This is a genomic window from Mycobacterium gordonae (genome assembly GCF_017086405.1).
Lineage (GTDB): Bacteria > Actinomycetota > Actinomycetes > Mycobacteriales > Mycobacteriaceae > Mycobacterium > Mycobacterium gordonae_D.
Window position 1 is genome coordinate 6926929 of sequence record NZ_CP070973.1, and the last position, 25087, is coordinate 6952015.

At 68.9% G+C, this 25087-nt stretch carries 13 protein-coding genes and 3 pseudogenes; 12 read left to right on the top strand and 4 right to left on the bottom strand.

Annotation, left to right across the window (positions count from 1 at the left end):
* Positions 1 to 176: 176 nt before the first annotated feature.
* Positions 177 to 3332 (bottom strand): PE family protein, encoded by a 3156-nt coding sequence (locus JX552_RS30000; protein WP_205875409.1) that lies wholly within the window; start codon positions 3330 to 3332, stop codon positions 177 to 179.
* Between the two features lie 264 nt (positions 3333 to 3596).
* Here JX552_RS30000 and JX552_RS33595 point away from each other — a divergent pair.
* From JX552_RS33595 to embB, 3 genes and pseudogenes are all read left to right on the top strand, one after another.
* Positions 3597 to 6874: pseudogene (locus JX552_RS33595) on the top strand (PE family protein).
* Between the two features lie 102 nt (positions 6875 to 6976).
* On the top strand, positions 6977 to 10255 hold the full coding sequence (locus JX552_RS30010) for an arabinosyltransferase domain-containing protein (RefSeq protein ID WP_205875410.1): 3279 nt from the start codon (positions 6977 to 6979) through the stop codon (positions 10253 to 10255).
* Positions 10252 to 13494, top strand: a complete 3243-nt coding sequence (embB, locus tag JX552_RS30015) for an arabinosyltransferase EmbB (protein WP_205875411.1) — start codon at positions 10252 to 10254, stop codon at positions 13492 to 13494. Before JX552_RS30010 ends, embB begins: the two co-directional genes overlap by 4 nt.
* 203 nt (positions 13495 to 13697) lie before the next feature.
* Here embB and JX552_RS30020 read toward each other — a convergent pair.
* Positions 13698 to 14183, bottom strand: a pseudogene (locus tag JX552_RS30020) (transposase); the annotation flags it as partial.
* A 129-nt stretch (positions 14184 to 14312) separates the two neighbouring features.
* Here JX552_RS30020 and JX552_RS30025 point away from each other — a divergent pair.
* The 9 genes and pseudogenes from JX552_RS30025 to JX552_RS30065 all read left to right on the top strand — a co-directional run bounded on the left by JX552_RS30025 (position 14313) and on the right by JX552_RS30065 (position 21030).
* Positions 14313 to 14633, top strand: a complete 321-nt coding sequence (locus JX552_RS30025) for a hypothetical protein (protein WP_205875412.1) — start codon at positions 14313 to 14315, stop codon at positions 14631 to 14633.
* Positions 14634 to 14883: 250 nt separating this feature from the next.
* A complete protein-coding gene (locus tag JX552_RS30030; protein ID WP_205875413.1) occupies positions 14884 to 16026 on the top strand; it encodes an EspA/EspE family type VII secretion system effector in 1143 nt (380 codons plus the stop codon).
* 230 nt (positions 16027 to 16256) lie between these two features.
* Entirely contained in the window at positions 16257 to 16571 is a 315-nt protein-coding gene (locus JX552_RS30035) for a type VII secretion target (protein WP_205875414.1), read from the top strand.
* 2 nt (positions 16572 to 16573) lie between these two features.
* A pseudogene (locus tag JX552_RS30040) lies at positions 16574 to 17388 on the top strand (ESX secretion-associated protein EspG).
* Between the two features lie 95 nt (positions 17389 to 17483).
* Positions 17484 to 18104 (top strand): hypothetical protein, encoded by a 621-nt coding sequence (locus JX552_RS30045; protein ID WP_205875415.1) that lies wholly within the window; start codon positions 17484 to 17486, stop codon positions 18102 to 18104.
* A 232-nt stretch (positions 18105 to 18336) separates the two neighbouring features.
* The gene (locus tag JX552_RS30050) at positions 18337 to 19542 is read left to right on the top strand and encodes a PPE family protein (RefSeq protein ID WP_205875416.1); all 1206 of its coding nucleotides are present in this window, start codon (positions 18337 to 18339) and stop codon (positions 19540 to 19542) included.
* Positions 19543 to 19572: 30 nt separating this feature from the next.
* On the top strand, positions 19573 to 19878 hold the full coding sequence (locus JX552_RS30055; RefSeq protein WP_205875417.1) for a WXG100 family type VII secretion target: 306 nt from the start codon (positions 19573 to 19575) through the stop codon (positions 19876 to 19878).
* Between the two features lie 45 nt (positions 19879 to 19923).
* Positions 19924 to 20214, top strand: coding sequence for a WXG100 family type VII secretion target (locus tag JX552_RS30060; RefSeq protein ID WP_205875418.1), 291 nt, complete (start codon positions 19924 to 19926; stop codon positions 20212 to 20214).
* Positions 20215 to 20463: 249 nt separating this feature from the next.
* Positions 20464 to 21030 carry a hypothetical protein gene (locus JX552_RS30065; protein WP_205875419.1) on the top strand — a complete coding sequence of 189 codons (567 nt, stop codon included), beginning with the start codon at positions 20464 to 20466 and terminating at the stop codon, positions 21028 to 21030.
* 42 nt (positions 21031 to 21072) lie between these two features.
* On the opposite strand, the gene JX552_RS30070 is transcribed toward JX552_RS30065, so the two are convergent.
* Positions 21073 to 23316 carry a WXG100-like domain-containing protein gene (locus JX552_RS30070; RefSeq protein WP_205875420.1) on the bottom strand — a complete coding sequence of 748 codons (2244 nt, stop codon included), beginning with the start codon at positions 23314 to 23316 and terminating at the stop codon, positions 21073 to 21075.
* A 77-nt stretch (positions 23317 to 23393) separates the two neighbouring features.
* A complete protein-coding gene (espB, locus tag JX552_RS30075; protein ID WP_205875421.1) occupies positions 23394 to 24908 on the bottom strand; it encodes an EspB family ESX-1 secretion system-associated protein in 1515 nt (504 codons plus the stop codon).
* Positions 24909 to 25087 lie beyond the last annotated feature (179 nt).

A 25087-nucleotide genomic window follows, 5' to 3' on the forward strand; every position in this document is an offset into this window, starting at 1 on the left:
GAGTCGACATTCACTCGCGGGGTTACTCGGCGGCTACGGGCAGGTGTGTCGGACGCCGGCCGCCCAGCCGGCGCTGTGGCACGACGAGTCGTGTGCGGGCGTGGCACCCCGGCGACACCTGATTAAGTGGTCCGGAAAACGGCCCTAGACGAGCCCGCCACCTTGATTGCCGCCGCCTACGCCGCCATCTCCACCAGCCCCGCCGGCGCCGAAGGGACTCCCGGATCTGCCGGGGCTCCCGGAGAATCCGCTGGCGCCCGGCCCGGATGTGCCCGCACCGCCGGAACCGCCATCGCCACCCTGGCCGCCGTCGCCGCCGGTTCGCCCGGCGCTGTCGCCGCCATCCCCGCCGTCACCTCCGTTGCCTCCGCTGCCGCCGAGGTTTCCAGTCCCGCCGGCCCCCCCGGGCCCGCCGGCACCCCGGCACCGCCATCAATGTCGACAAGGCCGACCCCTCCGACTCCACCACTACCCCCCGCCCCTCCGGTCCCGCCGCGAATCTCCCCGACGCCGCCGGCACCACCGGCGCCGCCGCGCCCCCCGGACGAGACCGGGAAGTTATCCGGCAGACTGGCGATCGAGCCGGCACCGCCGTCGCCACCCGCGCCTCCAGCCGCGCCGTACCTACCGCTGCCCCCGGCACCGCCGTTGCCGCCATTGCCGCCCGTAACGGGCGGCCCCCATTCCTGGTAGAGGGCGGTGCCGCCATCCCCGCCCCGACCGCCCGGGTGCAGGGTGTCACCGGCGCGGCCCGACGCCCCCGGTATGGAGCCGGCGCCGCCTATCCCGCCAGGCCCGCTCGCCCCGGCGTTACCGCCGTCGCCGCCGTCACCACCGTTCCCGTTGTAGTCGGGAGTGAGGTTGAAGCCGGTGCCGTCGCTACCGCGGCCACCGTCACCAGGCGCCCCGCCCGATCCTCCGGTGCCGCCGTCCCCCCCGATGCCTTGAACCCCCGGGTTGCCCCGCGTCGCATTACCCCCCGCGCCGCCAGCGCCGCCGATACCTCCGCCGCCGCCTGCCCCGCCGTCGCCACCGTCGCCACCGTGTAGCGCGTACGGACGAAGCAGATCAGCAGAGGCGTCGTCCCCGCGGCCGCCGGCGCCGCCGGCACCGCCGGTGCCACCCGTGCCACCCGTGCCACCCATGCCACCGTTGCCGGCGAGAGCCCCGCCGGCGCCTCCGGCGCCGCCGGCACCACCCGAACCGCCAGTGCCGCCGGCGTCACCATCGCCGCCATCTTGGCCCGCGTAATAGCCGACGTACTCGACGCCCTTGGCGCCGGTGCTACCGGTTCGGCCCTTGCCGCCGGTGCCGCCCTGGCCGCCGTTGCCGACGAGGCCGCCCTTGCCTCCGGTTCCCCCGGTGCCCCCGGTGCTGTCGGGGGTGACCCCCGGGGCGCGCTGGTCATCGGCGTCAGCACCAGGGCCGCCGGCGCCGCCGTTGCCACCGCTGGTGGGGGTGGCGCCGGACGCACCCGTCGTTCCGTTGCTCGAACCGGCCCCGCCAGCGCCGCCGGCCCCGCCGATGCCCGGGTCGCCGCCGTCGCCGCCAGTACCCCCGACGCCATTGGTGGTACTCCAACGGCCCCTGGTTCCAGGGCCGCCGTCGCCGGCAATGCCGCCGGCTCCACCGGTTCCACCGGCCCCGCCCGTGCCTTGCTCGCCGGCTTCGCCGTGGGTGGCGGTACCCCCCGCACCCCCGACCCCGCCCGTACCGCCGGTGCCGCCGGCGCCGCCATCCCCGCCACGCCCACCTGCGTTGCCAGAGGAGAGATAGGACTGGCCACCGTCGGCCCCACTGCCGCCGGCTCCGCCCGTCCCGCCCGTGCCACCGACACCACCGGCACCTCCCTTACCCGCGTGAGCCCCTCCGGCGCCGCCGACGCCGCCCGCGCCACCGGTGCCGCCCGCACCGCCGATGTCGCCGTTGCCTCCGGCGGCACCTACCGATCCCCCAACCCCTGCCGGAGCGCCGTTGGCCCCCGTGGTGCCGACTCCGCCGCTGCCGCCGGCACCACCGGTGCCGCCATTGCCGACCAGCCCGCCGTCGCCACCGGCGCCGCCGGTGCCCCCCGTGCCGCCAGGAGAAGTCGCGTCAGCGCCGGCTCCGCCGCTCCCGCCGTCGCCGCCGCTGGTGGGAGTCGCCCCGTTCGCCCCCGCCGAACCGGTGCTGGAACCCGCACCCCCGAGGCCGCCGGCCCCGCCGGCGCCGCCGGCGCCCGGGTTTCCGCCAGTGCCGCCCGGGCCGCCGACCCCGTTCTTGACGCTCCAACTGCCCGCGCCGCCGGTGCCACCGTCCCCGGCGATCCCGCCCGCTCCACCGGCACCGCCGGCCCCGCCGGCCCCGTGCTGGCCACTCAGCTGCCCGAGGTTGAAGGGTCCGGCGGCGCCACCGGGACCGCCGTGTCCGCCGCCGCCGCCTTCGCCACCGTCGCCGCCGGCCCCTCCAAGTCCAGCCGGTTCGGCGGCAGTGAGACCCTGCCCGCCGTACCCGCCGGTGCCGCCGAGCCCGCCGGTTCCACCGGCACCGCCGTCACCCCACAGCAGGCCACCGGTCCCACCGGCGCCGCCGGTTCCGCCGGGACCGCCAGGGCCCCCTGCACCGCCCGCAGCGCCGACGAAACCAGTTCCGCCGCGCCCGCCGGCACCGCCGAGGCCGCCCCGACCAAACACTCCCGCGTTGCCGCCGTTGCCACCAAGCCCGCCGGCGTTAGCCTCACCAACGCCGGCGCCACCGGTGCCGCCCGCTCCGCCGGCACCCCACAGCCAGCCGCCCGTCCCGCCGGAACCGCCTGTTGCGCCGTCACCGCCAGCGCCGCCGGCCCCGCCGTTACCGATCAACCCGGCCGCCCCACCGGCGCCCCCGGCGATTCCAGCCGTTCCCGGCGCCCCGTTGCCACCATTGCCCATGAGCAGTCCACCGGCCCCGCCCGCCTGTCCTGGGACGGTCGCATGCGCACCGTCGCCGACCAGCGGGCGGCCCAGCAGTGCCTGGGTCGGGAAGTTGACCAGATTGAGCACGTCGCGCTCCGCGGCTTGCAACAGCCCGAAGTTTTGCGCCTCGGCGGCCCCGTAGGCAGCGCCGGCGGCCGCGAGTTCGCGCACCAGCCGCTGGTGATACTCCGCGGCATGGGCATGGACGGTTTGGAAGTCACCGGCATAGCTGCCGAATAGGCTCGCAACTGCCGCCGACACCTCATCGGCGCCGGCGGCCGCCAAGGCAGCGGTGGGCAGGGCGGCGGCGGCGCCAGCCTCGCGAACCGCAGAACCAACGCCCGCCAACTCCGAGGCAGCACTCGCCACCAGTTCAGGCACCACCTGCAGAAATGACATCGGACACGCCCTTCCGCCCACACATCGGCCAGGAGATCGGTTCTCCCGAAGCGTGCACTCGGCGCGCGTACGGCGTCTATCACAAGTTGTGGAATGAACTGTCCCGCCGGTCGCAACTGATCGGCCTGCGACAGGACCGCGTGAGGCAAAGATGGCAACAAATCTGACAATCGACTGGAGACCTCTTGCCTCGGCAATAGCGTGCTCGCCATATCTAGCCGATTTCTCCACGCTCTTACCCTCCCGAACGATCGGAGCCCGCAGATGCCGTCAACCGTGAGCGCAGCACCGGAGGTTCTGGCCGCAGCATCGGCGAAGCTGAGCGGAATCGCCGAGGCGATGAGGATGGCCAATGCCACCGCGGTGGGTACGACGACGGAAATTGTCGCCGCCGCAGCCGATGACGTGTCGACCGTTATCGCACAGGTACTCGGTAGCTACGGGCAGGAATACCATGCGCTGGTTTCCCAAACGACGCTGTGGCACGACGAGTTTGCGCAGGCGTTACGCGCAGGGGCGGTGGGATACGCCAGCGCTGAGGCCGCCAATGTTTCGATGCTGCAGACGCTCCAGCAGAACGTGCTCGGCGTCATCAACACGCCGAGCCAGGTTGCGACGGGGCGACCGCTGATCGGTGACGGAGCGAACGGGGCGGCGGGCACCGGGCAGAACGGGGGCGCCGGCGGCTGGCTGAGCGGCAACGGCGGCAACGGCGGTTCAGGTGCGCCCGGCGGCAAGGGCGGGGCGGGTGGCTCTGCGGGCTTGTTCGGCAATGGCGGGGCCGGCGGAGCGGGCGGAGTCGGTCTTGCCGGCGTCGGCGGCGCCGGGGGGCCGGCGGCAACGGGGGCCTCTGTCTCGGTAATGGCGGGGCCGGCGGGGCCGGCGGCCCCGGAGCCGTCGGCGGTTCAGCCGGCGGGGTAGGCGGCCCTGGCGGCAGCAGCGGAGTTTTCGGCGGCCTCAGCGGAGCCGGCGGAAGCGGCGGGGCCGGCGGCTCTGGTGTGGGCTTGGGCGTGGCCGGCGGGACCGGCGGAGCGGGCGGCGCCGGTGGCACCAACCTGGCGCCGGGCGGATTTGGTGGGGCCGGCGGGGCAGGTGGGCCCGGCGGCGCCGGTGACACAGGCGCCGCGGGTGCCCCCGGCGCCACCGGCGGTTCCGGCTTGGCCGGCGGCGCCGGCGGCGCCGGCGGCGCCGGGGGCGCCAACCAAGCGCTGGTCGGCTTCGGCGGACAGGGCGGCGGCGGCGGCGAAGGTGGTGCCGGTGGTGCCGGAGGCGCCGGGGGCGACGGCACCGGTTTCGGCGTAGCGGGTGGCACCGGCGGCACGGGCGGTGCGGGCGGCGCCGGCGGCAGCGGCGGCGCCGCCGGCCTTGGCAGCAGCCCCGGATTACCGGGTCCCGCCGCGGGCAACACGGGCAACGGTGGTAGCGGCGGGACCGGCGGAGCGGGTGGGGCAGGTGATGCGGGCGCCAAGGGAGGACCGGGCGTCAACGGCTTCAATGGCTTCAATGGCGGATGGGGTGGCACCGGGGGCGCCGGCGGTAGCTCCGGGGCCGGTGGAATCAACGGCACGGGCGGCACCGGCGGAGCCGGTGGAGCGGCCGGCGCCGGGGGCAACGGCGGCGACGGCCTCAGCAGCGGCACCGGCGGGGCCGGTGGTATCGGGGGGGTCGGCGGCAGCGGCGGCACCGGCGGTGCTTCCGGAACCGGAGGCACCGGCGGCAGCCAGGGCGCCGGTGGCAACGCGGGTGGCGGTGGTGCCGGCGGCGACGGTGGCCACGGCGGAACCGACACCGGCATCGGCGGGACATCGGCACCTTCCGGCGGCGCCGGCGGTGCCGGAGGCTCGGCAGGAACCCCCGGCGCCGGCGCCTTCGCAGGCACCGGTGGAGTTGGCGGCGACGGCGGCAACGGCGGCAACGGCGGCAAGGGCAACCCCGGCAACGTAGGCATCGACGGCGACGGCGGCGGCGCCGGCGGCAGAGGCGGAGATGGCGGTAGCGGCGGCCCGACGGGCACCGGCGGAAATGCCGGCAGCGGCGGTCAAGGCGGTGACGGCGGTACCGGCGGCGCCGGTAGCGGGGTCGGCGCCGCCGGCGGTGACGGCGGCAAGGGCGGCGCGGCCGGAGTAGCCGGCACGGGCGCAGTTTCGGGAATGGGCGGAACTGGCGGCGGCGGCGGGACGGGCGGAACCGGCGGCGCCGGCAACACCGGCGCGGCTGGCAGCATCGGCCACGCCGGCGGTGCCGGCGGCAAGGGCGGCGACGGCGGCGACGCGACCGGGGCGGGCAGCGTCGGCGGCAACGCCGGCAATGGTGGGGGCGGCGGGAATGGCGGCACTGGCGGCAACGACACCGGTGGCGGTGGCAACGTCGGCGGCGACGGCGGCGATGGCGGTGCCGCCGGACTTTCCGGTGCCGGGGCGATCGCGGGCGGCAACGGCACCGGTGGCGACGGCGGCACCGGCGGTGCCGGGAGCGCCGCAGCCGCCGTCAACCCGGGCGATGAGGGTAATGCCGGCGGTGCCGGTGGAAGCGGCGGAAATGGCGGCGACGGCGGCAACGGCACCGGTGGCGACGGCGGCACAGGCGGCACCGGTGGAGCCGGAGGTGCGGGCGGCTTCCCCGTCGGCTCCACCTCAACCGGAGGCGGGGCCGGTGGCCTGGGCGGCTCCGGCGGCGCCGGGGGCGCCGGCGCGACCACCTGGGGTAGCGGCGGAACGGGCGGCACCGGCGGCACCGGCGGCACCGGCGGCACCGGACTCAATGCGCCGAGTGGCACCGGCGCCACCGGCGGAAACGGCGGAGCTGGCGGTGGCGGCGGCACCGGCGGCGCCTCCGGCGTCGGTGGTACCAATGGCGCCAGCGGCGCTGGCGGAACCGGCGGTGCCGGCGGTGGCGGCGGCGACGGCAACACCGGCGGCAGCGGCGGCACGGGTGGGAACGGCGGTGCGGCCGGCACCGCCGGCACCGGCGGCACCGTCGTCAGTCCCACCGGCGGCGCGGGCGGCACGGGCGGCGTGGGCGGCGCCGGCGGGGCCGGCAGTAACGGCGGCCAGGGTGGCGTCGGCGGGATGGGCGGCGACGGCGGCGCCGGTGGCAGCGGCGACGCCGCCGAAACGGGCGGTAATGGCGGCGCCGGCGGAATAGGAGGCACCGGAGGCCTCATTCTCACCAGTGGCACCGGCGGGACCGGCGGCCCCGGCGGGCAGGGCGGAACCGGCGGCACCAGCACCGGCGGCACTGCCAGCAACACGGGCGGCGCTGGTGGGTCGGGCGGACTTGGTGGATCCGGCGGCCTCGTCCTGGGCAGCGGTGACGGCGGCACCGGCGGCACCGGCGGCGTGGGCGGAACCGGCGGTTCGGCCGGTGGCGCCGGCGCAGTCGGCGGCCCCGGCGGACCTGGCGGTACCGGCGGCACCGGCGGCACGGGCGGAAACGGCGGCACCGGAAACCCCGGCAGCGCCGGTGGAGGACCCGGCGCTGCCAATGGAGGCGCCGGCGGCTCAGGCGGGTCCGGTGGTGTCGGGGGCACCGGGGGTTCCTGACTCCGACTGGGCCACGCGGGACGGGTTGCGCACCCCGCTTCGGGCTGCAGCGCGGCCCCGCGTCCTCAACGGACTCAGTAACGTCGCCTACGATCGAGCCTCGTGTCCCCCGACGGTAATGAGCGATCCCATCGGATCGCCCGGCTAGTAGCCGTCGTCTCCGGCATCGCCGGCCTGGTGCTGTGCCTGCTGGTCCCGCTGCTTCCGGTACGACAGACCACGGCGACCATCCTGTGGCCGCAAGGCACCACCCCGGACGGCAACATCAGCCAGATCACGGCGCCATTGGTGTCGGGCGCGCCGCGCGACCTCGACATCTCCATACCCTGCTCGGCCATCGCCACCCTGCCCGCCAGCGGCGGGCTGGTGGTCTCGACGCTGCCCACCGACGGGTTCCAGACCGGCAAGCACGGTCTGTTCGTCCGGGCGAACAAGGATTCCGTCGTCGTCGCGTTCCGCGACACCGTGGCCGCGGTGGCCCCCCGCGCCCAGATCGCGGCCGGCGGCTGCACCGTCCTGCACGCCTGGGCCGACGCCGGCGGCGCCGGAGCGGAGTTCGCCGGCATCCCGGGCGCCGCCGGAAGGCTCGACCCCGAGAAGAAGCCCCAGGTCGGCGGCATTTTCACGGATCTGAAGGTGCCCGCACAGCCGGGACTTTCCGCGAAAGTCGACGTCGATACCCGCTTTATCCTGCAGCCCACCGCCCTGAAGACGCTGGCGATGGTGCTGGGCGCCCTCGCGGTGCTCAGTGCCATCGCGGCCCTGGCGGCACTGGACCGCTTGAGCCGCGGTGAGACGCTGCGCACGTGGCGTCCCCAGGTGCCGAAGTTCAGGGCGGGTCTGGCCACCTGGCTCGCCGACGTCGTGGTGATCGGGACCCTAGTGCTCTGGCACATGATCGGCGCCACGACGTCGGATGACGGCTACAACCTGACCATCGCCCGGGTGGCCCCGAAGGCCGGCTACACCGTCGACTACTACCGCTACTTCGGCACCACCGACGCGCCGTTCGACTGGTACTTCAGCGTGCTCTCGAGGATGGCCGCTGTCAGCAGCGCAGGCGTCTGGATGCGGCTTCCGGCAACGCTGGCCGCCATCGCCTGCTGGTTGCTGATCAGCCACTGCGTGCTGCGCCGACTGGGCCCGGCGCGCGGCGGGCTGGGGGCCAACCGGGTGGCGGTGTGGACGGCCGGGGCGGTGTTCGTCGCCGCCTGGATCCCGTTCAACAACGGGCTGCGGCCGGAGCCGTTGATCGCCCTCGGCGTCATCCTCACCTGGCTGCTGGTGGAGCGGTCGATTGCGCTGGGCCGACTGGCTCCGGCCGCCGTCGCGATCATCGTCGCCATGTTCACCGTGACGTTGGCGCCGCAGGGGCTGATCGCGGTGGCCCCGCTGCTGACCGGTGCCCGCGCGATTGCCCAGACGATCCGGCGCCGACGCGCCACCGATGGCCGGCTGGCGCCGATGATCACCCTGGCGGCGTCGTTGTCGCTGATCACCGTTGTGGTGTTCCACAGCCAGACGTTGGCCACCGCCGCCGAGTCGGCGCGGATCAAGTACAAGGTCGGCCCGACGATCGCCTGGTACCAGGACTTCCTGCGCTACTACTTCCTCACCGTGGAGAGCAACGCCGACGGCTCGATGTCGCGCCGGTTCGCGGTGCTGGTGCTGCTGCTGTGCATGTTCGGGATGCTGTTCGTGCTGCTACGCCGCGGCCGGGTGGCCGGGCTAGCCACCGGGCCGGCGTGGCGGCTGGTCGGCACCACCGCCATCGCCCTGTTACTGCTGACGTTCACTCCCACCAAGTGGGCCATCCAGTTCGGCGCCTTCGCCGCGTTGGCCGGCGCGCTGGGTGGCCTGACCGCCTTCACCGTCGCGCGGATCGGCCTGCACAGCCGGCGCAACCTGGCGCTATACGTCACCGCACTGCTGTTCGTGCTGGCCTGGGCGACTTCCGGCATCAACGGCTGGTTCTACGTCGGCAACTACGGCGTCCCGTGGTATGACATCCAGCCCGTCATCGCCAGCCATCCCGTGACGTCGATGTTCCTGACTCTGTCGATCCTCACCGGGCTACTGGCGGCTTGGTACCACTTCCGGATGGACTACGCAGGCCACACCGAGGTCAAGAACAATCGGCGCAACCGGGTGCTGGCGTCCACCCCGTTGCTGGTGGTGGCGGTGATCATGGTCGCGGGCGAGGTCGGTTCGCTGGCCAAGGGCGCGGCGTTCCGCTACCCGCTCTACACCACCGCCAAGGCCAACCTGGCCGCCGTCACGTCGCCGACCAGCTGCGCCATGGCCGATGACGTGCTTGCCGAACCCGACTCCAACGCGGGGATGCTGCAACCGGTTCCGGGGCAGGAGTTCGGACCCGACGGCCCGCTCGGCGGCGTCAACCCGGTGGGCTTCAAACCCGAGGGCGTCGGTGAGGACCTGAAGTCCGACCCGGTGGTGAGCAAGCCCGGCGTCGTCAACTCCGACGCCTCGCCCAACAAACCCAACGCCGCCATCACCGACTCAGCGGGTACCGCCGGCGGCAAGGGCCCGGTCGGCGTCAACGGCTCGCACGCGGCACTGCCGTTCGGGCTCGACCCCGCACGCACACCGGTGATGGGCAGCTACGGCGAGAACACCCTCGCCGCACGAGCCACCTCGGCCTGGTATCAGCTGCCGCCGCGTCGCGCGGATCGCCCGCTGGTGGTGGTCTCGGCTGCCGGCGCCATCTGGTCCTACAAAGAGGACGGCGACTTCATGTACGGCCAGTCGCTGAAGCTGCAGTGGGGCATCGCCAAGCCCGACGGCAGCACCCAGCCGCTGGGTGAAGTGTTCCCGATCGACCTGGGGCCGCAGCCGGCCTGGCGCAACCTGCGGTTCCCGTTCGCCTGGGCCCCACCGGAAGCCAACGTGGCCCGCATCGTCGCCTACGACCCGAACCTGAGCTCCGAGCAGTGGTTCGCGTTCACGCCGCCGCGGGTGCCGGAACTGGAGCCGTTGCAGCGGCTCATCGGATCGCAGACCCCGGTGCTGATGGACATTGCGACGGCCGCGAACTTCCCGTGCCAGCGCCCGTTCTCCGAGCACCTGGGGATCGCGGAGCTGCCGGAATACCGCATCCTGCCCGACCACAAGCAGACCGCCGTGTCATCGAACCTGTGGCAGGCCGCGTCGACCGGCGGACCGTTCATGTTCACCCAGGGACTGTTGTGGACGTCGACCATCTCGACGTATCTCAGCGGCGACTGGTACCGCGACTGGGGCTCGGTCGAGCAGTATCACCGGCTGGTGCCTGCCGACCAGGCACCCGAAGCCGCCGTCGTGCAAGGTGCGATCACAGTGCCCGGCTGGAGCCGGCAAGGACCGATTAGGGCTCTCCCATGACCCTCAGCGCGAGCAGACGCAAAAGCCCCCTTAATGGTGCGAATTCGGGTGCTTCTGTGTCTGCTCGCGACACAAAGGTGACCCGGTGGGTCGCGACGATTGCCGGACTGATCGGGTTCGTGTTGTCGGTCGCCACGCCGCTGCTGCCGGTCGTGCAAACCACCGCGATGCTCAACTGGCCGCAGAACGGCCAGCTCAACAGTGTGACGTCGCCGCTGATCTCGCTCACGCCGGTCGACTTCAAAGCTTCGGTGCCGTGCAGCATCGAGCGCGACATGCCGCCGGGCGGCGGCGTCATCCTGGGCACCGCGCCCAAGCAGGGTAAGGACGCTAACCTCAACGCGCTGTTCGTCGTGGTCAGCGCGCAGCGGGTGGACGTCACCGACCGCAATGTCGTGATCCTGTCGGTGCCGCGCGACCTGATGCGGTCGCCCCAGTGTGAGCGCATCGACATCAGCTCGACGCATGCCGGCACGTTCGCGGAGTTCATCGGCTTGAAGGATCCCCGTGGCGCGCCGCTGCGCAGCGGCTTCCCGGACCCGAACCTGCGGCCGCAGATCGTCGGCGTGTTCACCGACCTGACCGGCCCGGCGCCGCCCCAGCTGAGCTTGTCGGCAACCATCGACACCCGCTTTTCCAGCACCCCGACCACCCTGAAGCTGCTGGCGATGGTCGGCGCGATCGTGGCCACCATCGTCGCGCTGATCGCCCTGTGGCGGCTCGACCAGCTCGACGGCCACCGCATGCGCCGCTGGATTCCGGCGAACTGGCGCACCTTCACGCTGCTCGACGGCGTGGTGATCTTCGCCTTCCTGCTCTGGCATGTGATGGGCGCCAACTCCTCGGACGACGGCTACATCCTCGGCATGGCGCGCGTCGCCGACCACGCCGGTTACATGTCCAATTACTTCCGCTGGTTCGGCAGCCCGGAAGACCCGTTCGGGTGGTACTACAACCTGCTGGCGCTGATGACCCACGTCAGCGACGCCAGCATCTGGATGCGGCTGCCGGACCTGGTCGCCGGGTTGGTCTGCTGGCTACTGCTCTCTCGTGAGGTGCTGCCCCGGTTGGGGCCGGCGGTGGCCGCCAGTAGACCGGCCAACTGGGCGGCGGCGATGGTGCTGCTGACCGCCTGGATGCCGTTCAACAACGGGCTGCGCCCCGAAGGCATCATCGCGGTCGGATCGCTGGTCACCTATGTGCTGATCGAGCGCTCGATGCGGTACAGCCGCCTGACGCCGGCCGCGCTGGCGATCATCACCGCGGCGTTCACCCTGGGTGTGCAGCCGACCGGGCTGATCGCGGTGGCCGCGCTGGTGGCCGGTGGTCGTCCGATCCTGCGAATCCTGGTGAAACGCCGCCGCATGGTGGGCACCCTGCCGCTGCTGGCGCCGTTGCTGGCCGCGGGCACCGTGATCCTGACCGTCGTTTTCGCCGACCAGACCTTGTCGACGGTGCTGGAGGCCACCCGGGTCCGCAGCAAGATCGGCCCGAGCCAAGCCTGGTACACCGAGAACCTGCGCTACTACTACCTGTTCCTGCCCACTGTCGACGGCTCGCTGTCGCGCCGGTTCGGCTTCCTGATCGCCGCGCTGTGCCTGTTCACCGCGGTGTTCATCATGCTGCGGCGCAAGCGGGTGCCAGGTGTGGCGCGAGGTCCGGCGTGGCGGCTGATGGGCGTCATCTTCGGCACCATGTTCTTCCTGATGTTCGCCCCGACCAAGTGGGTGCACCACTTCGGTTTGTTCGCTGCGGTGGGCGCGGCGATGGCAGCGTTGACGACGGTATTGGTGTCGCCTGCGGTGTTGCGCTGGTCGCGTAACCGGATGGCATTCCTGGCTGCGGTGTTCTTCGTGGTGGCGCTGTGTTTTGCCACCACCAACGGGTGGTGGTATGTGTCGAGCTACGGCGTGCCGTTCAACAGCACCATGCCCAAGGTCGGCGGAATCACGGTCAGCACAGTGTTTTTCGCGCTGTTCGTGCTGGCGGCCGTTTATGCGGCCTGGCTGCACTTCGCACCCCGGGGCAGCGGCGAGGGTCGGGTGGCCCGCTGGCTCACCGCTGCCCCGGTGTCGCTGGCGGCCGGCTTCATGGCGCTGGTGTTCGTCGCCTCGATGGGCATCGGCATCGTGCGGCAGTACCCGACCTACTCCAACGGCTGGTCGAATCTGCGGGCATTCACCGGCGGTTGCGGCCTGGCCGACGACGTGCTCGTCGAACCGGACACGAACGCGGGCTTCATGACGCCGCTGCCCGGTAACTACGGACCGCTGGGCCCGCTGGGCGGCAGCGATCCGGTCGGCTTCTCCCCTAACGGCGTGCCCGAGCACACCGTCGCCGAAGCCATGGTGATGAAGCCGAACCAACCCGGCACCGACTACGACTGGGACGCGCCCACCAAACTGAAGACACCCGGAATCAACGGCTCAACCGTGCCGCTGCCCTACCAGCTCGACCCGGCGCGGGTGCCGCTGGCCGGAACCTATACGACGGGCGCCCAGCAGCAGAGCCGGCTGGCGTCGGCTTGGTACCAGCTGCCCAAGCCCGATGACGGGCATCCGCTGGTCGTCATCACCGCAGCCGGCAAGATCGCCGGCAACAGCGTCCTGCACCACTACACCAGCGGCCAGACCGTCGTCCTGGAATACGCGCGGCCCGGATCCGGCGCCCTGGTACCTGCCGGGCGGATGGTGCCGGACGACCTGTACGGCGAGCAGCCCAAGGCGTGGCGCAACCTGCGCTTCGCCCGGGACAAGATGCCCGCCGACGCCGTGGCGGTCCGGGTGGTGGCCGAGGATCTGTCGCTGACGCCGGAAGACTGGATCGCGGTGACGCCGCCGCGGGTGCCCGAGCTGCGCTCGCTGCAGGAGTATGTCGGCTCGACGCAGCCGGTGCTGCTGGACTGGGCGGTCGGGTTGGCCTTCCCGTGCCAGCAGCCGATGCTGCACACCAACGGCGTCACCGAGATTCCGCGGTTCCGCATCACGCCGGACTATTCGGCCAAGAAGCTGGACACCGACACCTGGGAGGACGGCGTCAACGGCGGCCTGCTCGGCATCACCGACCTGCTGCTGCGCGCCCACGTCATGGCCACCTACCTGTCGCGGGACTGGGCCCGCGACTGGGGCTCGCTGCGCAAGTTCGACACCCTGGTCGACGCGCCGCCGGCGCGGCTGGATCTGGGCGAGGCGACGCGCAGCGGGTTGTGGTCGCCGGGGCAGATCCGGATCAAGCCCTGATATTTGGCGTACCACCACCGGGTGGCCAGTCACGCCGGTCCTCACCCAACTGCCGATCTACGACGGCGCTGACGTAGTGCCCCCCGGCAGGGCGGGGATGTCGCGGTTTCGGGGTCTTTGACGGTTGGAGGGGCTTTTGCCAGCTGATACCAGTGAGATCGCCAGGCGGCCTGTTGGCCTGGTGGGCGTAGATCAGGCGATGGCCAGCACACGGCATCTAAACGCAAGCCCAGGACGGCCAATCGAGCGAGGCTGATGGCTCCCGCTCTTACCAGGATGTCGGTCAGGATCCGTTTTCTCCCCGACAGCGTGCTTTGCCCCAAGGGCGGCGGGTGAAGTGACTGATCTTGCGTCACGACCGGCCGATACTCCCGGTAATCGGCCTGCGAGCCTGGATCGCGTTGGCGGGCCCTGGCGTGCTGCAGAGCGGCTTCATCGGCATGACTGGTGATGACCCCGCCGCGGCGGGCATTGGTGCATTGCGCCCGCAGCGGACACGACCCGCACAACCAACCGAAGCGAGCTGTCTGCTGACGCCGCCCGGTGCCGATGGCCACGCTGTGATCGGCCGGGCAGGTGAGAGTGCCGTCAGTCAGGTCGATGCGGAACTGATCTTTGGAATAGCCGTTGGCGTTGCGAACCGGGGGTGCCTCGGCGCGTATGTCCAGACCGCGCCTGGTCTGCTCATTCGAGGGTGGCTCCATCGGCCTAATCCGGACCCCGGCAAATCCGCTCTAGGCACGCCGAAATCCGCTGACTTAAACAGCGCCGCCCTGGTACATAGATCCATTCGGCAATAGCAGGCGGAAGCGGACGCCATGACCATCGTCGTGGCGTCCGCTTCCGTTGGCCGGGTCAAACCTTGCCGGGCGAGCGTGTCGATGATTGTCGATGCGGGTGTCACGTTGCCGGACAACGCGATTGCTCATAGGGCGTTCGCGGGTCGCGCCCAGGCGCTGCCGCAGTCAGGGTTCAGTTCGGACAAATATCGGGCCGGTGCTCAGGTTTCGAGGACGGCCAGCGACCAGCACCAGCCGGCCAGCTCCCGGACGATCGCGGTAGTGCTCACCACGGGCCAATTCTTGCGGGCATCGAATGCTTCGATCAATAACCTGCGGGCAAGCCCGTTGCCGTTTTAGTTCTCGGCCAGATCACATCTGGGTGTTCGAGCACCGTGTTCTACCACAATTTGCCGCCCTGTCACCCGCACGCCACGCTACGGCCAACCATTGGCGCACTGCTCCCAAATCTGTTGCCGCACCTGACATTCCCGCCATGCAGGCTCGTTCGAACGCTGCTACGCTCCCCTCAGTGCGCGGCTCGGGTGCACGAATGCGCTAGCGCGAAGGGACCTCCCGGATGTCATGGCTTAATGGTGCTTCAGACCTTATGACGGTGGTAAAGAGCTTGTACTCCGGCGGTAGCGCAGTCCAGAACCAGGACTGGGGTTCGCTGGGCGCGAGCGCGGGCACGATCGTCGGTAAAGGATTGATTTACGCGAGTAAGCAGAGCACGACTCTCGCCAACGCCTTGAAGACTTCCGGCACAAAAATGTTGCCGACCCCAACAGCGATCGTCGACGCTGCGGCGATCGCACTGCTAGTCGTGGACTTTCTCAACGGCTTCGGCACTCCCAACTCCGGGGCCGCAGTGTCGACGGCGTCGGACAAATTCAACCTTTACACCACCACCCTGGTGCCGGGGTGCGTCCCGGACTCCAGGGACTGGTCCGGTCCTGCCGCAACCGCATACACCGAACAGGTCAACACCCTCAAGAATTACGTGGCAACGATGAATGGGTACGACCAGAAGCTCCAGGGGCAGTTGAAGAACCAGGCCGCCGAAATCAAGCGCGCCCACATGTGCATCACCGTCAACGTGGCCGTCCTGACGGCCGCGGCAGGCGTGGCCCTCGCTCTGTACCTCATTCCCGTCGTCGGTCCGGAAGTATCGTTGGCGTGGCAGATCATCGCCGCCTTCGCGTGTTGTTCGGCAGTCCTGGTGATCGAGATGCTGACGCTAGCGAACTCGATGTCACTGGCCAACGAGGTGGCCGCCTTGGCGCAACAGTATGTCGCGCTCGGCAGTGAGGTCGAGGCGAAGATGGCGGGCACCTATGGGCAGATCGCTGGCGCAGTTGCCGGCGAGACCTCGTCCAAGCTCTCCGACTTCAAAAAGATCTCCGACGGCTTGTCAAGCTTCTCCGCCGCGCCAAGCGTATCTGCATTGGCCGTGGCCGCCGGAAGCAGCGCGCTCCCGTCACAACGGGCCTTGCTGGACGCATCTGAAGCAGCCGAGGCCTCGGGACTCAGTGCGGTCGAAGTGCCGGCGGAAGCGGCACCCGCCACGCCGGTCGCAGCCCCCGCCGCGGCCTTCCCAACGGTCACGCCACCACCTGGCGGCGCAGGTTTCTCAGATGGCGGGCATGGCCTCCAAACTCTCGCAGACGGTCTCCCAGCCCCTCAACCAGACCATGCAACAGGTCCAGCAGATCACCCAGATGGGCCAGCAATACAGCCCTGGCGGCGCTGACGCTGCCGATGAGAATCACGGCGTACCCGACCGTGACGAGGACACCGCGGTGGCGGCGGCTGCGTCGGGTGAAGGGGGTGGCATCGAGCGTGCACCGATCGATGCCCGGTCTGAGAGCACCGAGGGGCCCGCGACTGGCAGCGAGCGGGTCCTCTGACGTTGGGCGGTTCGCCGAAACCGTAGCGCGCCAATGCTTTCGAGGTAGGCACGAACGATAGGAGAACGACGATATGACCGTTCTACACGTCTCACCGGCAACCCTGGAAACACTGGCAAAGAACCAGACGGACGCGGCGGGCTACGCGCAGGCCGGGGCGGACGCCCTGTCCGGGACCGGCAAGGACTGCTGGATCAGCCATGGGGTGATCAGCGGATCCAGCAACGGGGCGTTCGACACTATCGAGACGATCCGGCAAGCCGCGGGGACGGCCTTCGTCAATGCCAGTCTCGGCCTGGCCGCAAAGCTCCGGGCTGCCGAGGCCGCCTATGAGGGCGTCGACGGGGAACTGGCCGACAACCTCGACTCGCAGATGCTCGACAAGTAGTCATGTCCAGTTCCATTGCCACCGGCGCCGGGCCCGTTGGCGACGTTGTCGGCGTAGGGGTCACCATCGACGGCTTGTTGGTGATTGCCGACCTGCTGCACCTATCCGAATTTCCTCCGGCGCTTGGAATTCGGCCGAATATCCCGCAAGAGGCTCTGCGTACCCTGGTCTGGGATCAGGTGCGGCGCGACCTCACCGCCCAGGGCGTGTTGGACCTTTATGGCCGCCCGCACCCGACGGTGGCGGCGATGGTCGACACAGTGAGCAGACCGGACCGGGTGCTGGAGGGCCGCTGGTTTCGGCGAGACGTCGGCGGCCTGATGGTGCGATTCGTCGTATGCCGCAAGGACGACCGCCATGTAGTGGCCGCGCGGGACGGCGACATATTGGTTCTGCAGCTTTGCGCTCCCCAGGTGGGACTGGCCGGAATGGTGACCGTCGTGCTCGGCAATGCCAAACCCGCTAGCGTCGAGCCGCTTACCGGCTTGGCGGCGGAGTTGTCCGCGTGCACCACCCCACATCATTTGATGGAACGCGGAGTGGGGGTTGCCTCAGCCCGCGTCTATTCCGAACTCATCGCCGCCCCGGACAGCTGGGCGGAAATCACTGCTGCCCAACGTCATCCCGGCGGGACGACCACTCAGACCGCCGTGGCCGCGGGGGTGCTCGACTCAGCCTGGGGCCGGGTGGTGTCGCGCTGCCCCGACGCGTCGGCGGCGAGTTGTACGGAAGCTTCCTGCCCGGCAGTCAGGAGAATCTTCAGCGGACGCTGGATGGCCTGATGGAGTTTCTACCTGCCGGCACCTGGTTCGACTAACCCAACCACCACAACTCCATGGCTCCACTGTCCGTCGAAATCCGTCTTTCCTGACATTGACTCCGATCGCTAATACCCAGAAAGAAGACGACGCGATGCCAGATCCCCGCGAGCACGACGACCTCGACGCGTTCGACATCTTCGATGCTGACGAGGTCGACCGCGATAGCTCGGCAGATCCGGACGTGCTGGAGCTGCCCGATGAGGACGTGGCTTTCGTGCAGTCAGTTGTTGACCCACTGGACAACGACTATGCAGCGCAGGATGAGCCGGTATCGCAAGACACATGCAGCGCACTGGACGCCATCGACGCGTCGACCGAGCCCGAGGAGGCACAGGCCGACGGCGAAGAGGAAGCAGGCGTTCAGCTGTTCTCGGTGGTCAACCCCTCCGACTCGGTGCTGGTGTCAGCGCTTATGGACGGCAGAACCCAGCGGGTCAAGCTGTCTCCGGAGGCGCTCAAACAGACCGAATCCGAACTCGCGCAAGAAATCATCATCCTTGCTGAGTTGGCTCGACAGAAAGGCCTAGCAGGCCAGCGTACTTACCTGCTCGAAAACGCAGCTCAAACTGAAGGGCTTCAAGAGGTCCGCGATTTCGGCCTGGACGGCAAGGAAATCCTCCAAGCATTCATGGACAGCGGTATGCAGCTGCCGACACCGGAACAAGCCCAAGATGCTCAGGCCGAAGTTTTCGCAGCCCGATACCAGCAGTAGCAGCATGAGTTCGGTCACTTGTCGTAGACATAATAGTGCGCAGCTGAATATAAATATGATGGCAACGTCGCCATCCGTGCCGCTCTTAGTCGATGTGAAGAATTCCGATAGTGTTCACATTAGATTCGTATTCCATTTTAGGTCCTTCCGCAATTGGTGAGGTCGGCGCATGCTCCGCATCCGACAATTGCTTCCTGCAGAGTGATTCGCCACGAAAGAGGGGCGGCTGAGTATGTTCTGGCATTCGCTGCCACCCGAACTGAACACCGCTCGCCTGATGGCCGGCGCCGGCCCCGGCCCGATGCTGGAGGCCGCCGCGGGGTGGGCGGGGTTCGGAAACGCCCTCGAGGCTCAGGCAGCCGGGTTGGCGGAAGCCCTCTTTGCGCTGCAGGGCTTCTGGGCCGGCGCCGGCAGCGAACGGGCGATGGCGGCGCTCACACCCATGGTGGCCTGGCTTAACGACGCGGCGAACAAATCACAGCAACGTGCCGCACAGGCGTCGGCACAGGCTGACGCCTACCTCACCGCTCTCGCGGCGACACCGTCGCTGATCGATATCGTGGTGAATCACGTCACGCACGCGGTACTGCTCGCAACCAACTTCCTCGGCATCAACCTGATGCCCATCGGTGCCAACGAAACCGACTATTTCGTCCGTATGTGGAACGAGGCCGCCGCGGCAATGGACATCTACCAAGCGGAGACCCAGGCCAACACAGTCTTCGAGCCGCTGCTGCCGCTGCAGCCCATCCTGCAGCCCGAAGTGGGTGAGGTGCTTAATGAGGGTGTCGGGGTGGTATTGAGCGAGGCCTCGGCACAACGCTTGACGGGTTTTGTCCCGAGTTGGGCTGCGTTTGGCGACGAGCAAGCCATGCAGTTGCTGAGTCAACTAGAGCAACTGGGACCGCTGACCGGGCCCATGCAGACACTCATGCAGCCGATCCAGCAGTTGACGTCGCTTGTCGGCCAGACGGGCGGCATGGCTGGCAGCGGCATCGCAGGCAGCGACATGGCTGGCAGCGAATTCGGCGCCGCCACTGCTGGTGGCTCTTCCAGCACTCTTGCCGGCAAGGAATTGGGACAGCTTGGTCTACTGGGTGCCAGCCCGCTGTCCAATCATCCACTCGCCGGCGGTTCGGGCCCCACCTTGGGCCCCGGATTGATTCACGCCGGAGCACTGCCGGGGGCGGCGGGATCGGAGGCCCGCACCGCGCTGGTGTCGGAACTGATCGAGAGGCCGGCCGAGACGGCCTCACCTGCGACACCGGGAGCCGGTCCTGGTCTGTCGACCGGCGGGGGCGCAGCGCCGAGGACCCTGCCAGCAGGCGGCGCAGAGTCCGAGGCGGACGCCGGATCGGGTCTGGTGACCGCCGCACTGGTCGCCGATCATTCCAACGAAGGCCAAATCGTCGGTTTCGACGATGGGGACGACTGGTGAATACCAACATCCAACAAGTAGGAGCCCCCCATGAAAGAGATGAAAGCTGATGCCGCCAAGCTCCACACGGAGGCAGCGAACTTCGATCAAATTTCGGTGGAATTGCAGCAGATAATCCGCATGGTCGAGACCGTTAGTGGCGAACTGTCCGGCCAATGGCGGGGCAAGGCGGGCGCGGCCGCAAAGCAGGCTCTGACACGGTTCCGCGAAGCGGGGCAAGCGCAGATCAGCGCACTGACCGACATCTCGGCCAACATCTACGAGGCTGCTGTCCAATACGGCAAATCTGACGACGAACAAGCAACCAGCTTGGCCGCGCAGATGAACTTCGGCTGACGCACCAGCCCACGACTCGGCTTCAGCCCGTAAAGGAGAACAGTGATGTCAGACGAACAGACATGGAATTTCGGCGGGATCGAGGCCGGTGCCGGTTCTATCGACAAAGCGGTAAAACAGACCGCCGGACTTCTCGACCGAGGCACCCAAGCCCTCAACAATCTTGAGGCAGCGTGGGCCGGCGACGGCTCGGATGCCTACCAGGCAGTCCAGCTACGCTGGAACCGCACGTCGACGGAGCTCAATGACTCGCTACAAAGCCTGGCGTTGCGCATCAAGGAGGCCCGCGAGGCGATGCTGCTGACGGAGTCCAAGATTACCGGAATGTTTCAATAGCAACGCTGGAAAAGTGAATCCCAGACTGCGCGGATTCGCCATTTTGAACGTCGATCGCGCCCAGCACTCGCAGGTCGGCAATATCGTGTTCGGGCCTGCGCCGTGAAGCGCGAGCCAATTTCGGAGAAAGCCCCTGTGACTGAGAAATTGACCGTTGATCCGGCGCTCCTGCGGGCTGCCGCGACTGAGTTGGAAGAATTGATTTATCCCGCGCCGCTGTCTCCGTTCGACCTTCCGGGCAGGGATCCAGTGTCGGCCGCGATTAACAAGACAATGCCCATCATCGAGATGCCGGTGATCGACGGGCTTCCCGCCATCAAAGCCGCAAATAACGCGACAGGGTCCCGCCTCGCCGTCGCTGCCGGCATCTATGCCGACACTGATCGGGCACTGGGCAGCTACCTCAGCCAGGTCGAAATCAGTCCTACGAGCCGTACACGGCCGCCGGACGCGAGCCGGGTGCCGGGCGGCCGGATCTCGTGGTCACCCGACGATGTGACGAGATACGGACCGGCACTCACCGCCCCCTCCGCGGCGCTGCCGCAGTTCGACGCCGCACCTGCGCAGCTGGGTCAGGTCTCCGAGGTGTCAACGGCTGTAGGTCCGACCGCGCAAGGCGTTCAAGCGGTTACGTCGGCCATACAAGGGGCTGTCCAGAGCGCCGGCATCGACAACGCGACAGAGCCCGACAACCCGACACACCCGTCCGAGCAGGTAAATCCGGACGACGAGGGCGGCGGCTCGGGCAGGCAGTCACTACCGAACACTTTCCCGTCGGCGACGAGCGACAGACTCGAGATGGGTCGTCTGGCTTAGCGACGCGCGCCCGGGGCCTGCAGTAGAGCCGCCTATGCCGATTCACGCAGCGTCGGCCAGGGCGGCATCCATGAGTCGAGCGATGCATTTCCAATACAGCCAGTCGGCTACGGCGACTCGCTGGGCAACCGGATCGGTTGCCTGGCGCGCCTCAATGAGCAACACCGATTGGGCCTGAGCCGCGTAGGTGCGGAACGCGCCGAGGTGAACAGCCTGGCGGTCAGGATGGCTGCTGGCCAGCGGCTTCGACACGGCTAACCACAACCTGGTGAGCTGTTCATCCCGTCGACTGGCGGTCGCTGGCTGCGGGGGCGGCGGTGCGATATCCCTTAAACGTTTGGCCAGCCGCGCGGGAACCATCGGTGCACCCTTCCCCGGTTCCTCGGACCCGGCCGGTTCGCGCGAGCGGCGTTGCTCGGCAATCGTTGGTGCCGGCGGCAACAATTGGATCAACCGCGCATCGGTCGTCGCAGCGAGCAGGTCGGACGCTGCCCGATCGACCACCTCGAGTCGGGTTCTACCGGGCATGTCGCCCGCGGCTGGGATGTCGTCCGGCTGTAGCACGATTTTGGCCGCACCGGAGTCCGAGTTGGCCAGTTGCTGCTCAGTACCAATCACAACACGCAGCTTGCGGTCGTGATGCGTCGCCCAGCCCTGCACTGCCATTACGGGATAGGTGGCCCAACGCGCCCGCACGGCTGCTGGGATCGTCGAGTCCGCGCTGGCCATATGGACCTCGTCAGGCAACCGCATGCCATCCGGCAGGTAGGCCAGCCCGTAGCTGTTCGCTACGACAATGGCGCCGTCAGCCGTCACCGCGGTAATCCAATAGAACCCCAGATCGACTGGGCGACCTTTGCCCGGCGCGTTCAACGCCGCCGCGATGCGCCGACCCAACCGCAACGGATCTGTCCCCTGGCGGCGCGCGGCATCGGCAGCCGCAGCCTCGGCGATCGCATCGCGCTCCATCCGGGCCGCCGAGACAGGGATCATTGCGGCGGCGCCATCCTGGGCGTGCTCGGCCGGTTGCTCGCGGTCCCCTGAACCGATCAGGTCATCGTTTGCCATCCGAAAGGTTTCTACCGCGCGGTTAGCCGCCGCCTGGCGTACCGAAGCGGCAGGCTTGGCCGAACCGTTGCTGACTGCGGGTGCTGTCCCCCCACCCGAACGACCACCCCCGGCAGCACTGGACGCGGGAGCTGCCATCGGTCCCATCGGCATGCCGCCCATGTTGCTCGTCGCCGACAACGCCTGCTCCCCCGCGAGATGCGACGACGATTGCGCCGCTACCGGCGCCGCCCCCGCCGCCTCGAGGCTGTGCTCGCCCGTGGCCGGCGGTTTCGTCGCAGTCGCCGGGTACAACGGTTTCGCCGGACCTGTCGGAGCCGACGGCGTCGCCGGCCGCGATGGTACGGTCTGACCCGACGGGGTCGTCGAGGGTATCGGACCGGGCCAGCCCCCCGAAGTCGCCCCGACTGGCGCGTTGACCGGACTCGACGAGGTCGGACCCGACCAGTTTGGCGGACGCGTCGCCGGTGCCGGCGGCCGAGTCCCCTCTCCCGGCGCGGGGTCCACGGGTGTTGGCTTCGGCGTTACGGGCAATATTGTGTCCGCATCCACCCGCGGTGGAGACGGTGCCGCGTTGTCCGGCACGGGCGGCGGGGGGCGTTGGCCGGCCGGCGAATCTCCGTTCCCAAGCGTCGTCGATTCCCAGTCAGGGACCGCAACGGTAAACGTCGGCGGGACCTTTTGGTCGAGCAGGTTTTCCAGGGCGCCATTAGGGGGTTGCCACGATCTGCTCACCTGGATTAGTTCGGCGGTTGCGGCGACAACACCGGCATTCTCCAAGTACGCCTCGCCGACCAGCGCATCGATGGCCGTGCGTCGCGAGTGAGCCGTCAGCCGGGGATCGTTGACGATGACGTTGATTCGTTGGTTCGCGATCTCAACGTTGTCGCTGATTGCAGCTTTGGCATCGACAATCGAGCCGGCGACGTGACGCTGCCAGGTGATGACGGTTGCCAGCATGTGCTGCAGAGCCACCAACTGATCGATGTTGCGGCTGAGCTCGTCGGCCGCGGCGGCAGCCGCAGCGCCCCTCCAGCCGTCGCACTCGAACATTTCCGCCCGGTGCCGGCGGTTCGCTCCCAGCACTTCGTCAACCTGGTGCAAGATGCGCGTCCACGCATGCGCGCGGTCGAAGAGAACGTCCTCGTCGGCTTCCGGCCATGCATCGGGCTCGAGCATCTGCTCGGCGTGGCCGCCGAACGGCTTGGGGATGCCCATGGCCTAACCTCCGATTCCACCGGATGGATGCGGAGAGTGGTTGGTCGACCACCGGTTGACGTCGAGCACGATCTGCATCAGCTTGCCTGGTCCCCGTCGTCTTTTGTCCGACGGCGCCCGATGACGCCACCGGTCCAGGCCCGTTCCTCGGTATAGAGCGCCTCGTCCTCGGACCCGACGCGTTTGCCCTGTTTACCGTCTTTCCCCTGACCGCCGGGGGCACCTCCCATCGGCATGCCGCCTACACCCGCGCCACCTCTGCCGGCTGAGCCGGAAATCACCGCATCCAGGCCCGTCCTACCTGCAGCGGCAGCTGCCGGGCCCGCGCCTGCGGTACCCGCTGCCGCCCCCAGCGGCATTTTCGGCAGGCCTGCGCCACCACCGGAGCCTCCCAGTCCCGCCGGGTTGACAGCGGCACCGCCAGTGGCTTTTCCGAGCTTGTCGATCGCCTCGGTCAGCTTCGGGTCATTCTGCGGCGGCGGCGACATGCCGCCGGGCATCCCGGTGAAGGGTGTGGTCGTGTTCGCCAGGTCGGACAAGCTGCTCCCAGAAAGATCATCGGCAGCCGGAACGTCAGGCGTCGGTGTGACGCCGTCGGGCACATCCCCTGGATTGGGGGTGTCCGGGTCGGGTGTATCGGCTGGCGGGGCGATCCGAAAGGCCCCAGGCGGAGTCGCAGGTATTACCGGCGGCAGGGGGATGCCGGCATTGGCCGTATAAAGTTGCAGCGAGGTCTCCGATTGCGCCTGCAACTCCTCGTACCACTCAATGGCATAACTCAGATACGGACTATTCGTGCTCACGTAATACCGGTACCAGTAGTCACACTGCGATACCTCGTAGGTGGTCGGATGTTCCGCCGGAACTGCGCGGTTACCTTGCTGATCCCACGTCCCATGTTGGCCGTACACTGATGCCTTTTTGTGGGCATCCACTACCCGCAGAACCTGCTGGCTCAAGTTGGCACACAGGGCCGACATGCTGTATATCCATTGCCGCTGAGCGTCAAAATTCGCCTCGACGGCTATTTGGGATGCGCCCTCCCAGGAATTGAACGGACGAAAACGATACGTCTCCGCCTGCAAGGCTCGCTGAAATGCATCCCATTCAGCAGCAAATGCCTCATACGCCTGCCCCGCGTCACCCGTTGTGATGAGCGTCGCCGCCTCTCTGACCTCGTAGTACGGGAATTGAAACGGCGGCGGGGCGGGGGGCGGTGGTAGCGCACCACCGAAATCCTCATCTGGATCACACACCACGCTCATCTGGTTGTCGGCGGCGGCACCCGCCGTGGTGCCAGAGCCATCAAATGCGACCGTATTGAGGGCCGCAGCGGAACCGTCGTCGACCGATTCATATGCCTTGGCCGCATTCCGCAGGGATGTCGCCAGCTTCTTCCACTCCCGTTCGCCCGCTCGCAGGTACAACCGCATCGCGTCAGCGGACAGCGCAATCTGAACCGCAGAATCGTCGACGAATTGGAGCCGGCACGGCGCTTGCGGGTTCACCGACGGTACGCGAGGTATGGGCTGCTCGATCTCGTCCGCCCGCGCCATCAGCTCCTCGTATTCAACCTTCAGGGTCTGCGCCATGCCACTGGTTCTCCTTGTGTCATGTCATCCGTTGTCCGATCCGCTGCGGTGGTGCGCCGGAAACTGTTGGAAGAATAGAGAATTGCATCTCCGTCGGCTCGCCGCCGAAACGGCAGGGCAACGCCGGGCGTCGCGCAGGTTAACTATCACCCAGTCCGATCCGTTGCGTCCGCGAACGT

Excerpts from the sequence above, each read along its gene's own strand:
- JX552_RS30000 (WP_205875409.1), bottom strand. The coding sequence starts at position 3,332 with ATGTCATTTCTGCAGGTGGTGCCTGAACTGGTGGCGAGTGCTGCCTCG.
- embB (WP_205875411.1), top strand. The coding sequence starts at position 10,252 with ATGACCCTCAGCGCGAGCAGACGCAAAAGCCCCCTTAATGGTGCGAAT.
- JX552_RS30025 (WP_205875412.1), top strand. The coding sequence starts at position 14,313 with ATGACCATCGTCGTGGCGTCCGCTTCCGTTGGCCGGGTCAAACCTTGC.
- JX552_RS30030 (WP_205875413.1), top strand. The coding sequence starts at position 14,884 with ATGACGGTGGTAAAGAGCTTGTACTCCGGCGGTAGCGCAGTCCAGAAC.
- JX552_RS30035 (WP_205875414.1), top strand. The coding sequence starts at position 16,257 with ATGACCGTTCTACACGTCTCACCGGCAACCCTGGAAACACTGGCAAAG.
- JX552_RS30045 (WP_205875415.1), top strand. The coding sequence starts at position 17,484 with ATGCCAGATCCCCGCGAGCACGACGACCTCGACGCGTTCGACATCTTC.
- JX552_RS30050 (WP_205875416.1), top strand. The coding sequence starts at position 18,337 with ATGTTCTGGCATTCGCTGCCACCCGAACTGAACACCGCTCGCCTGATG.
- JX552_RS30055 (WP_205875417.1), top strand. The coding sequence starts at position 19,573 with ATGAAAGAGATGAAAGCTGATGCCGCCAAGCTCCACACGGAGGCAGCG.
- JX552_RS30060 (WP_205875418.1), top strand. The coding sequence starts at position 19,924 with ATGTCAGACGAACAGACATGGAATTTCGGCGGGATCGAGGCCGGTGCC.
- JX552_RS30070 (WP_205875420.1), bottom strand. The coding sequence starts at position 23,316 with ATGGGCATCCCCAAGCCGTTCGGCGGCCACGCCGAGCAGATGCTCGAG.
- espB (WP_205875421.1), bottom strand. The coding sequence starts at position 24,908 with ATGGCGCAGACCCTGAAGGTTGAATACGAGGAGCTGATGGCGCGGGCG.